2 protein-coding genes are annotated in these 2932 nt (G+C 61.7%); both read left to right on the forward strand.

Annotated elements, in window-relative coordinates:
- The first annotated feature begins 139 nt into the window (after nucleotides 1-139).
- Nucleotides 140-622 (forward strand): hypothetical protein, encoded by a 483-nt coding sequence (locus PH551_RS32625; protein WP_285196393.1) that lies wholly within the window; start codon nucleotides 140-142, stop codon nucleotides 620-622.
- Between the two features lie 455 nt (nucleotides 623-1077).
- Nucleotides 1078-2932: Ti-type conjugative transfer relaxase TraA (gene traA / locus PH551_RS32630; protein ID WP_285196394.1), on the forward strand; the 1855-nt coding region annotated here is incomplete at its 3' end.

Here is a 2932-nt window from a genome sequence, read left to right on the forward strand (position 1 = left end):
CCCCCAATTTTCCGCCGCTGCGTTTCACTGCGCTCTGGAAGAATCGGTTCCCCCGCTTGCAAGCCGCGTTCCGCGGTCCTTGACCCCTCTTTGCAACAGAGGCGCCGATCTCCGTCATCAAGATGAAGGAGATCCTATTATGACAACCGATCAGAACCTCATGCTCTACACCAAGCTTGCCGGTTTCCGACTCGTCGTCCTGGCAAACCGCTTCGGCTGCGACAGCAGCTTCTCGCGCGAGCTTCACGATCGCCTGGTCGATGGACTCGAGGCGGCAATTGATCGGATCCACGTCATCATGGAATTGCAACGGAGGGCTCTCATCGGGGACGATGAATTCGCCGAATATCAGCTGGAGGGTGAGAACGAGATTTTCCGGCGCTTCACCATCAATCTGCTGGACGACCTCGAAATCGATCGCGACACGCACGAATTCAGCGTCAACGGCGCCGATTGGGTGAACGCTTGGGCTGTCGACGACACTGGCATCGATACCAACTATCCCAAACTCGTTGCGCTGATCGCGGACGAACTCGGCTCGCTGGCGCCAATCATCAAGGATATCACGTTAGCAACCGGCATACCCGTCTATGTGGCGCGTGCCGTTCAATGGGCCGGGTAGCAGCGCCCAATTCTGGTGATTCGCAAACAAGGCAGTCTCTCAGTCGGCGGTCGTCTCTAAAGCGGAATTGATCGTTTTGTATCCACCCTATCCAGCGAAGAACAGGATGTGAATGGAATTGAAGTCTTGGCCGCAGATCAGGAGCGGTGGCTTACCGCCCCATCCCGGCCAATCGCTATATTCATGTAAAGCTTCCGATCAGAGTTAGAAAGTAAGCATAGCTCGCCATGGCCGCCATGCGCCATTGCCGGCCATCCCCAGCCGTTGCACCACCGCTATACTAACTAGAATAAAATAGTTAAATAGGCTATCTTGCATCGACCCCAGAACGTCGCAGCCGAAATTCCGGCGAGGCCCATGTTCCGGAAAAGCGGCATCGGCCCTCCGGTCCGATCGGTTCGAGGGCGCAATATACGTCGCTGGCGCGACGTGCTTGGAAGATCTGGAGCAGTCATTTGGCGATCATGTTCGTCAGAGCGCAGGTGATCAGCAGGGGAGCGGGGCGCAGCATCGTCTCGGCTGCTGCCTATCGTCATCGCGCCCGGATGATGGACGAACAGGCCGGAACGGCCTTCAGCTATCGTGCTGGGTCGCGGGAACTGGTGCATGAGGAGCTGGCACTGCCGGAGCAGATTCCCGGTTGGCTGAGGGCGGCGATCGACGGCCAGTCCGTAGCCGGCGCCAGCGAGGCACTGTGGAACGCCGTCGACGCTTTCGAGAGCAGGGCCGATGGGCAGCTCGCTCGCGAGCTGATCATCGCACTGCCGGAGGAATTGACGCGAGCGGAGAACATCGCGCTTGTCCGGGAGTTCGTCCGCGACAATTTCACCTCGAGGGGGATGATTGCCGATTGGGTCTATCACGACAAGGACGGCAACCCGCATATCCACCTGATGACGACGCTGAGGCCTCTGACGGAGCAGGGGTTCGGAGCAAAGAAGGTTCCGGTGACGGGCGAGGATGGCGCGCCGCTGCGTGTCGTCACGCCCGATCGACCGAATGGCAAGATCGTCTATAAGGTGTGGGCAGGCGACAAGGAAACCTTGAAGGCCTGGAAGATCGCCTGGGCGGAAACGGCCAACCGGCACCTGGCGCTTGCCGGTCATGAGATCCGGCTCGACGGCCGCTCCTATGCCGAACAGGGTCTCGACGGCGTCGCGCAAAAACATCTCGGACCGGAGAAGGCAGCCCTTGCGAGAAAGGGCAGGGAGCTTTACTTCGCGCCGGCCGATCTCGCCCGCCGCCACGAGATGGCCGACCGGCTGCTGGCGGAGCCGGAGCTTTTGCTGAAGCAGCTCGGCAATGAGCGCTCCACCTTCGACGAGAAGGATATCGCCAAGGCGCTGCACCGCTATGTCGACGATCCGGCGGACTTCACCAATATCCGCGCCCGGCTGATGGCGTCGGATGAACTGGTGATGTTGAAGCCGCAGCAGCTTGACGCTGAGACCGGCAAGGCGTCGGAACCGGCCGTGTTCACCACACGGGAGATACTGCGCATCGAATACGACATGGCGCGTTCGGCGCGGGTTCTTTCGGAGCAAGCAGGCTTTGGGGTATCGGCTCGGCAGGTCGATGCGGCGATCGAGCGCGTCGAGAGCGGCGATCCCAAACATCCTTTTTGGCTCGATGCGGAACAGGTCGACGCCATCCGCCATGTCACCGGCGACAGCGGCATTGCCGCCGTTGTCGGGCTTGCCGGCGCCGGCAAGTCGACGCTGCTCGCGGCAGCCCGCCTTGCCTGGGAAGGCCAGGGGCGCGGGGTGATCGGTGCAGCGCTTGCGGGCAAGGCAGCGGAAGGCTTGGAAGACAGTTCCGGCATCAAGTCACGCACCCTCGCCGCCTGGGAACTGACCTGGGCGAATGGCCGCGACACGCTCCATCGCGGTGATGTGCTCGTCATCGACGAAGCCGGCATGGTGGCCTCGCAGCAGATGGCCCGTGTGCTGAAGATTGCCGAGGAGGCGGGCGCGAAAGTCGTTCTCGTCGGCGACGCCATGCAGCTACAGCCAATCCAGGCGGGTGCTGCCTTTCGGGCGATCAGCGACCGCATCGGTTTTGCCGAGCTTGCCGGTGTTCGCCGACAGCGTGAAGAATGGGCGCGAGAGGCCTCGCGGCTCTTTGCCCGCGGCGAGATCGAGAAAGGTCTCGACGTTTATGCCCGGCATGGTCACCTTGCCGAGGCGGGCACGCGCGCGGAAACGATCGAGCGGATTGTCGCCGACTGGAGCCAGGCGCGCAGAGAGGCAATCGTTCAATCCGTTTCCGAGGGCAGGGATGGTCGGCTGCGCGGCGACGAACTGCTCGTGC

Source organism: Rhizobium atlanticum (assembly GCF_030182485.1).
Classification (GTDB): domain Bacteria; phylum Pseudomonadota; class Alphaproteobacteria; order Rhizobiales; family Rhizobiaceae; genus Rhizobium.